Consider the following 8,377-nt stretch of genomic DNA (forward strand, 5'->3'; position numbering starts at 1 on the left):
TTGGATAAAATAGCTTATCAATTTCCACGTGTCTTTTCAATAGATTAAAAGAGTCCAAAAAACGTAGACTCCTTTAGTTACCTAAACATTAAATATTGCAATCAATCAAAAATTAACATTAAATTCTTCTGTTAGCTTATTTAATATTTAATGAAGTAGATAATGTATTCCAAGGTACATTTGTAGATGTGTTTTGATATTTGAATTGTCCATTTTGCTGTCCCGAAGCATCCCATTTATATTCCCATCCATCAACTGTTCTATCACCATTAATATCAATCATCCCCTTTATATTAAATACAAATTGATTCTATCATACTAATTTCATACATTTCGTTCCCTGTGAAAGAGTTAACAGAAGGTACCTATTTACATATGAAATTTTGCATATTCATTGCATTTTTACTATTTGCACTTACCATTAATCCTACTACAGCATAATGGCTTCTCTACCTTGATTGACATACTACATTTGGGCTCATCTCAAGCTGACTTTTGTAAGAGTTCATAAATGGTGCGTAGTTCGGTTGTTTAGCAAATAAACAATAAAGATGCAAATCCAACTCAATTTAATTTGGCTTTTCCTCTAGCATTATAAGCAAGATCCACCACTTGCATCGATTAACTCACCAGTTATCCAACGGCTGTCTGATGAAGAAAGAAAACCTACAATATCAGCTATATCATTAGGTTCTCCCCATCTATTAAAAGTCGATAAACCTGCAGCATATTTTTGGCCATCTTTATTCCCCAATGTCTCAGCGTTCATTTCTGTATTAATTATACCCGGGAGAATTGCATTTACTGTAATACCACGAGAACCAAGTTGTTGTGCTAAAGTATGAGTAAGTGTATTAATTGCCCCCTTAGATATACTGTAGGCAAAAACACTTGGGGAGGCTACTCGTGTAACAAATGATGAAATATTGATAATCCGTCCTTCATCTTTTAAACGTGGCAAAGCCTTTTGAATAATGAAAAATGGAGCCTTCACATTAATATTCATAACCTCATCAAAAGACTCCTCTGTAGATTCCTCTAACGTTAAAATCTGCCCAATTCCAGCATTGTTTACAAGAATATCAAATGTATTATTACCTATATGTTTTTGAAGAGATTGATCCATCATTAAATACAAGTTATTAATGCCTTTAAAAGTACTTAAATCTGCACTGATTGCAAATGCGGCACCGCCATCTTGTTTAATTTTATCCACTACACTTTCTGCTTCTTCTTTTCTTTTACTATAGTGAACTACAACTAACGCACCAGCCTGTGCCAAATGTAAGGCAATACTTCGTCCTATTCCCCTACTACCCCCTGTTACTAATGCAACTTTCCCCTTCAATTTATTCATCTCATCATCCCCTTGTTTAAAATTCTACTTAGTTATATCACAGGATACTCTTTGAAATGTTGCTCTCTAATTTGATTTCATTAAAGGACTAAGATTGTATTGATACTAATTTTATTTAATACTAAACATCTAATTTTCTTCTTATGATATAGTGCACCCATGTTCGTTAAGCTAGGAAAAGTGAATACCATAAACAAAGAAAACTATTAGTTTTAGATTGTAGTACCTGAAAAATATCTAGTTTCTAAACCTTTGTTAAGAAGCTACGATGAGCAATTATACTAAACCAATAATGAAAAAAGGATTTGATATGAATATCAAATCCTTTTTTACTATGTATAATTATTTCACTGCTTCTCTTAATTCTTTTCCAGCTTTAAATGCCGGTGCTTTAGAATCAGTAATTCACATTTCTGTAACATTATTATATAAGGTTTTAGCGGATTATATGTTAAACTTTATTCCAAGAAGTCCTTTACTTTTAGAATCGACAATTCTTCAATACCCTTAGACTTGCCCTACGTCCCCTGTAGGGCTTTTTTCGATAAACTAACATACTTCTTGTACACTTTCTGAATTGTATCTCTGCAATTTTGTATCCACTTCAATGTTAAATCTTTTATCAAAATAGAAGTTTAAAAAAGAGGATGAAATAATACACATCAAATTTAACGAATATTAAGATATATTTTTAAGGGTGCTGATACATACATTCATTAAATCAGAAAAAACAAATTCTTATCTACACAGTTTTTGAGTGCCTTATGACGTCTTTTTTTGCAAAAGAACCTTCACAATTCATATATAAATAACAAAAAATATATGGACTCTATTTTCTAATCCATTACACTTATTCCTACCTTAATTAACTCTTTTTAGAGTTAATTTCGAATCTTGCTTTTGAGTTCTAAACCCTAATGCGATAGCAGCTCCAATACAGCTAGAAAAACAACCAAGAAACAAATACGGGGATGGATCTGATTCACCGATTAAAACGGAAGCTATGCCTCCAATTACAGGGAATAGTGCAACCATATACCCACTTCGAGCTCCTCCGATTTTTTCTACAAGCTTCAAATAGAATAACCATGCTACAAAAGAAGCAAACAGAGTTAAATATAGCAACATAGATACATATGAAAACGATGTGGGGAATGTAAACTTTTGTCCTTGAAATAATACAATTACTCCCATTAATATACTACCAACTGCAAATCCAATAGCATTTGCATAGATAGGGTTCACCTTGTGGTTTGCATTTCGCGCTGAGCTCGCATCACCTATTGCTGTAAGAACCGTACCTAAAAGCGCGACCATAATTCCTTTTAAATCACTGAACCCTTGAAAGTCATTCAATTTTGGATAGATAAGAATACATACTCCTAATACCCCTAAAATCCCACCAACCAAAACGCTTGAATGTAACCTTTCTTTTAAAAAAATTCGAAGAGCGATTGGAGTCAAAATCACCTTTAATGAAAAAATTAGTGTTACAATTGCCGCAGAACTCAAAATTGTAGCGTAATAAAGGCATAAATAGCTTAATGCAAAGTTACATACACCAAAAATCACTATAAATGGAATATCTTTTTTTGTTGGCATCCCTCTTGGTCGAAGGAAGCAAATAAGAATCAAAAATAAAAAAGCTGTCATAACTAAACGATAAGTTAAGGATAGTTCTAAGCTTACAGGAGTTCCTTGAATTTTTACTGCAATAAAGTTGAGTCCCCATACAATCAAACAAAATATGTACATAAATATTGGCATAAACTTTCTCCTAGATTAATTTTTTTATAAATTTATTATTTATTTATACTGTCATTTCTAAAAGGTACAGTTTACAATAAATACAAATGACAGATGAGGTATTCAAATAATGAAGGAACTAATATTTAACATAAATCGAAAAAGTAAAAATCCTATGTATCAACAAGTTTATCAATATATACGCGCTCAAATTTTATCTGGTAAATTAGAAAAGGGTAAAAAGTTGCCTTCAATCAGACAACTCGCTACCCAATTAGAGGTCAGCAGAAACACAACTCAGGTGGCCTATGAACAACTGCAATCGGAAGGATATATTCGAAGCAAGAACAAAAAAGGTTTTTTTGTAGAGGCTATTATATCGGATGAAACACTTAATTATGAACCTATTAGAGAACAACATCATGAAACAAATCACATTGCCATGAAAACTATTGATTTTAAGATTGGGACAGTGGATCAAGAAAACTTCCCTTTAAAAAAATGGAGATTGATTACAAACAAGATTATTAAAGACTCTAGCATGTTTTCATACGGAGAAAAACAAGGCGACATTAAATTAAGGAAAGCACTAGCAGATTACTTATTTCAATCAAGAGGAGTGAATACTTCTGCAGAACAAATTATTATTGGTAGTAGCACACAACATTTGTTATTACTTTTGTCAATAATGCTAAAGACAGACTATCATTATATAGCAGTAGAAGATCCTGGGTATGACGTGGCAAGGGAACTTTTTGTTCTTCAATCATTTAGTATTGATCCAATTCCTGTAAAAAAAAGGGGCATTCAAGTCGACCTTCTTTTAAAATCGCCTTCTAGACTTTTATATGTCACTCCTACTCACCACTTTCCTTATGGAGTGACCATCCCTGTCAATGAAAGACTAAAATTAATTGAATGGGCAAAAAAGGTGAAAGGCTATATTATTGAGGATGATTATGATAGTGAATTTCGATATATCCATCAACCTATACCGTCTCTTCAAAGCTTAGATTCCAATGATAGGGTGATTTATTTAGGAACTTTTTCAAAGGCACTCCTCCCCTCTATCCGTGTCAGTTATATGGTTTTACCTAAGCAGCTAATAAAAGAATATAAAAAGATACTCCCTTTACTTGAACAAACATCCTCATCTATTCATCAGCAAACATTGGCGACTTTTATGAATGAAGGATATTGGTACTCACACTTAAGGAAGATGAAAGCTTTGTATAGACGTAAAATGAATCTATTAAATAAGGAATTATCAAAGCATTTTAAGGAATATGTCAAAATTAAAGGCGGTAGCTCAGGAATATTCGTTATTATTGAAGTGAAAACAAAAATGAGTGAAAAAATGCTAATTGAAAAAGCACTTGATCATGGCATTATAGTATATCCTTGTTCAAAATATTTCTCGGAATATTTACCAGAATATCCGCATATTCAACTTGGATTTGGTGATTTATGCGAAGAAGAGATAATAAAAGGAGTGTCTCAATTAGCAAAAATTTGGTTCTAATAGGAAAACAGATAGAACAATTAATGAAAAATTTCATTTAATGATTAATAGAAATCCCTTTAGTATTTTGAAATTTTTTTACACAAATTAATATTTTTCTTTTTTAAGTATAAAAAAAGACACCTTTAAGGTGTCTTCCCCCACATTAATAACCGAATGTTATATCATAAACTTTCTCAATACTTATTAATTTACTCTTTACTGTTACATATATCCCTTTAACATATTTTTTGAGAAACGATTTGGATATAGAGCAATAAGCATTTCATATGGACTTCCTTTCCAATAGCGTTTTAACGGAGTCCATAATTTTTGTTTTATTAGCCATTTTTGATTAAATACTTTTAATAGCTGTTTTTCATCCAATTTTTCTTTCTCTTTAATAGTCCACCTTAACGCCTCTAATGCTTTACGTTTAGACCAATATCCAACAGGAGTAACTCTAAATTCCCATTCTTTAAAACGGTCTCTATATAAATCATTAATCATTCTAAACGGACTATTCCCCCAAATTATTTGACATGCTGATGCTAATCCATGGGTCTTTAACCATTTTATATTGTATACATCAAGCAATTGTTTATGGGTTAATCTCTCTTTTTCTTCAATAGTCCATTTCAATGCATCTAATGCTTTTTCTTTAGTCCAGAAGTTATTAGGGGTCATACCAAATTCCCATTCTTTAAAACGTCTTGGATAAAGATCATTAATCATTGCATACGGGCTACTATTCCAATACATTGCCAGAGGTGCACCAAGTTTATTTTTTTTCAACCATTTTTTCCCGTATAATCCTAAGAGCTTTTCTTGTGAAAGACCCTCTTTTTCCTCAATAATCCATTTCAAAATTGTTAATGCTTTTTCTTTGGTCCAAAAATTTAAAGGAGTCATACCAAATTCCCATTCTTTGAACTGATTTGGATACAGATCATCTATTGCTTTAAAAGGGCTATTTTCATACCTATGTTTGAGTAATCCCCGTAGCCTATACTTTACAAGTAATTTTGTGTTCCATTTTTTTCTTATGTCTTCCTTATTCCATTTTAAAATACTGTTAACCAAATATGTTAATACCCTCCGCGCCATTTTATTATCTATATCTTCTTTCCATGTATTTGGAGGAAATCTATTTCTTTTTCCATCTAATATTTCCTGATAAATATCTTCTATAGAACCTTCTTTCATTAACAATATATAAATCCTCCTACAGTTTGTATTAATATTTATACACTATCATCACTTTCAATCAATATATCCACATTAAATAATATAGTTAAAATCCCCTTGGAAATCAACATAAAATTTTTATTTTACAAAATTTCTAATAATTAACTAAGTAAATTTTTATTTTAATTTTCTAATTATTGGTTTATACTATTTAGTATTATTATATTTATATATAAGGAGTGTATTCGTATGGAGAAGCTTAGTAAAAGCGATATTATTCGTACTGTTCCCCAAAGCGGTTTTTTCGGACACCCTAAGGGTCTATTTACTCTATTCTTTACAGAGTTTTGGGAGCGATTCTCTTACTATGGGATGAGAGCAATATTACTTTACTATATGTATTATTCAATTTCACAAGGTGGTTTAGGGATGGATCATGCGACCGCAGCGTCAATTATGGCCATCTATGGATCTCTCGTTTACATGTCTGGCATTATTGGTGGCTGGATTGCAGATCGTCTATTAGGTTCAAGTAGAACAATTTTTTGGGGTGGAGTTTTAATTATGATAGGTCACCTGATTTTAGCACTACCAGGGACTATAAGTACTTTATTCATATCTATGGTATTTTTAGTACTTGGTACAGGTTTATTAAAACCTAACGTCTCTAGCATTGTTGGTGATTTATATAGTGAAACAGATAATCGACGTGACTCAGGTTTCAGTATTTTCTATATGGGTATTAATTTAGGAGCTCTTTTATCTCCTTTTGTTATAGGAACACTTGGTCAAAAGTATAACTTCCACCTAGGTTTTGGTGTCGCTGCAATTGGTATGCTATTAGGCTTAATTATTTTTGTTCTTACAAAAAAGAAAAACCTTGGTTTAGCAGGAACACAAGTACCAAATCCTTTAACAGACATCGAAAGAAAAAAAGTTATTACACAGTTTAGTATTGGTACAATAGCTATAGTACTATTTTGTATTTTAACGATACCAACAGGTATTTTAACTATTAATCGATTCACTTTATTAGTAAGTATTTTAGGTATTCTCATTCCAACTGTTTACTTTATTTTTATGTATCGTAGCCCGAAAACTACAAAAATTGAAAAGTCTCGTTTAATTGCTTACATACCATTATTTATTGCTGCTACAATGTTTTGGGCCATTCAAGAACAAGGAGCTATCATTTTAGCTTCATATGCTGATCAGCGTACTCAATTAAAGTTGGCCGGGGTTGAACTTCAATCTTCATGGTTTCAATCATTAAACCCTATTTATATTGTTTTGTTAGCACCAGTATTTGCTTGGTTATGGGTAAAGCTTAATTCACGTCAACCAAGTACGGCCAATAAATTTGCTATTGGTTTATTATTTGCTGGTTTATCTTTCTTAGTTATGATTATCCCTGCATATATGCATGGTACAGAATCCCTTGTAAGCCCTATGTGGTTAGCTATTAGCTTCCTGTTAGTAGTAATCGGGGAACTTTGTTTATCACCTGTAGGTTTATCAATTACAACCAAATTAGCACCAGCTGCCTTCTCTGCTCAAACAATGAGTCTGTGGTTCTTAACTAGTGCAGCTGCACAAGCTATAAATGCTCAAATAGTTCGATTATATAATCCTGAAACAGAAATTATTTATTTCGGTGCAATTGGTGGTCTTTCAATCATTTTAAGTGTAATTTTATATTTTATGGCCCCAAGGATTCAAGTTTTAATGAAAGGCATAAAATAAAAAAACTGTGCTAAGAACTTGTTATAGTGCAAGTTTTTATGCACAGTTTTTTGAATAATATTTTTCATTTATATATACAAATAAATATATGATAATTATATATATTCTTTGTATGCTAGTTTATCATATTAATTATGTAAATAGCTTTCTCATAACTTGGAACATCTTCTACTGTATATTCTATCCTTTTATTTACTTTTGAAAGAGAAAGAATTGACCGAGAATTCACTATAAAACTAACATCAATTTCAGGTAAATTGTCTAAATCATTTATTTCTAATTCTCTAATTAAAAGATTTATCTTATTCTCTTTTAAAGAGTACCTATAATTAATATTATTTCACATGGTTCTTTTTAAATTCTTTATTTGATTCTAATTTGTAATTCTGTTTAGTGTTATTGCAAATTAGAATCACGAATTATGAAAACAAAAAACATGACGAGCGACATGTAGGTATAAATAAATCTATATATATAAAATTTACATTTAAACTTTTCTATATCAATGTTATAATAAAATCAACCAAGAAGCATCCAACATATTTTGATTAATCACTACATTTTCTTTCATATTATGTCAACGTATAAAAGACACTTTATAAAGTGTCTTTTATACGTTATAAGGTTAGTACTTTAATTTCATACTTCTTCTTTTGTTTCTCCAACATTAGTGGCCTCTAAAACACAAAGTATGCTTTTGGATTTTTTTGATATAGTACCCTATAACCCTCAAGCTAAGAAAAGAAAATATTTTAAATCGATTAGAATGGATCGAAATACGCCATTATTATAAACGGGCTTTATTTCTATATTCTAACCTTTTCTACCGCTTTTATTTGGCG

Annotated in this window: 6 protein-coding genes and 2 pseudogenes; 3 read left to right on the forward strand and 5 right to left on the reverse strand. The window is 31.2% G+C overall.

Annotation, left to right across the window (positions count from 1 at the left end; all coding sequences use genetic code 11):
- Positions 1-136: 136 nt before the first annotated feature.
- A pseudogene (locus AC0NJG_RS23245) lies at positions 137-283 on the reverse strand (DUF4879 domain-containing protein); the annotation flags it as partial.
- Between the two features lie 309 nt (positions 284-592).
- Complete coding sequence (locus AC0NJG_RS23250; protein WP_474063512.1) at positions 593-1,357, reverse strand: SDR family oxidoreductase; 765 nt, start codon at positions 1,355-1,357, stop codon at positions 593-595.
- 292 nt (positions 1,358-1,649) lie between these two features.
- On the opposite strand from AC0NJG_RS23250, the gene AC0NJG_RS23255 reads away from it, so the two are divergent.
- Positions 1,650-1,868, forward strand: a complete 219-nt coding sequence (locus AC0NJG_RS23255; protein ID WP_474063513.1) for a hypothetical protein — start codon at positions 1,650-1,652, stop codon at positions 1,866-1,868.
- 350 nt (positions 1,869-2,218) lie between these two features.
- On the opposite strand, the gene AC0NJG_RS23260 is transcribed toward AC0NJG_RS23255, so the two are convergent.
- The gene (locus tag AC0NJG_RS23260) at positions 2,219-3,124 is read right to left on the reverse strand and encodes a DMT family transporter (protein ID WP_474063514.1); all 906 of its coding nucleotides are present in this window, start codon (positions 3,122-3,124) and stop codon (positions 2,219-2,221) included.
- A 109-nt stretch (positions 3,125-3,233) separates the two neighbouring features.
- On the opposite strand from AC0NJG_RS23260, the gene pdxR reads away from it, so the two are divergent.
- Positions 3,234-4,625 (forward strand): MocR-like pyridoxine biosynthesis transcription factor PdxR, encoded by a 1,392-nt coding sequence (gene pdxR / locus AC0NJG_RS23265; protein WP_474063515.1) that lies wholly within the window; start codon positions 3,234-3,236, stop codon positions 4,623-4,625.
- Between the two features lie 204 nt (positions 4,626-4,829).
- Here pdxR and AC0NJG_RS23270 read toward each other — a convergent pair whose 3' ends face one another.
- The gene (locus AC0NJG_RS23270; RefSeq protein WP_474063516.1) at positions 4,830-5,816 is read right to left on the reverse strand and encodes a DUF4046 domain-containing protein; all 987 of its coding nucleotides are present in this window, start codon (positions 5,814-5,816) and stop codon (positions 4,830-4,832) included.
- A 225-nt stretch (positions 5,817-6,041) separates the two neighbouring features.
- Here AC0NJG_RS23270 and AC0NJG_RS23275 point away from each other — a divergent pair, with 225 nt between their 5' ends.
- Complete coding sequence (locus AC0NJG_RS23275) at positions 6,042-7,535, forward strand: peptide MFS transporter (protein ID WP_474063517.1); 1,494 nt, start codon at positions 6,042-6,044, stop codon at positions 7,533-7,535.
- Between the two features lie 98 nt (positions 7,536-7,633).
- On the opposite strand, the pseudogene AC0NJG_RS23280 reads toward AC0NJG_RS23275, so the two are convergent.
- Positions 7,634-7,836, reverse strand: a pseudogene (locus tag AC0NJG_RS23280) (GNAT family N-acetyltransferase); the annotation flags it as partial.
- Positions 7,837-8,377 lie beyond the last annotated feature (541 nt).

It is taken from the genome of Bacillus sp. SSR7 (assembly GCF_055902415.1).

Excerpts from the sequence above, each read along its gene's own strand:
- AC0NJG_RS23250 (WP_474063512.1), bottom strand. The coding sequence starts at position 1,357 with ATGAATAAATTGAAGGGGAAAGTTGCATTAGTAACAGGGGGTAGTAGG.
- AC0NJG_RS23255 (WP_474063513.1), top strand. The coding sequence starts at position 1,650 with ATGAAAAAAGGATTTGATATGAATATCAAATCCTTTTTTACTATGTAT.
- AC0NJG_RS23260 (WP_474063514.1), bottom strand. The coding sequence starts at position 3,124 with ATGCCAATATTTATGTACATATTTTGTTTGATTGTATGGGGACTCAAC.
- pdxR (WP_474063515.1), top strand. The coding sequence starts at position 3,234 with ATGAAGGAACTAATATTTAACATAAATCGAAAAAGTAAAAATCCTATG.
- AC0NJG_RS23275 (WP_474063517.1), top strand. The coding sequence starts at position 6,042 with ATGGAGAAGCTTAGTAAAAGCGATATTATTCGTACTGTTCCCCAAAGC.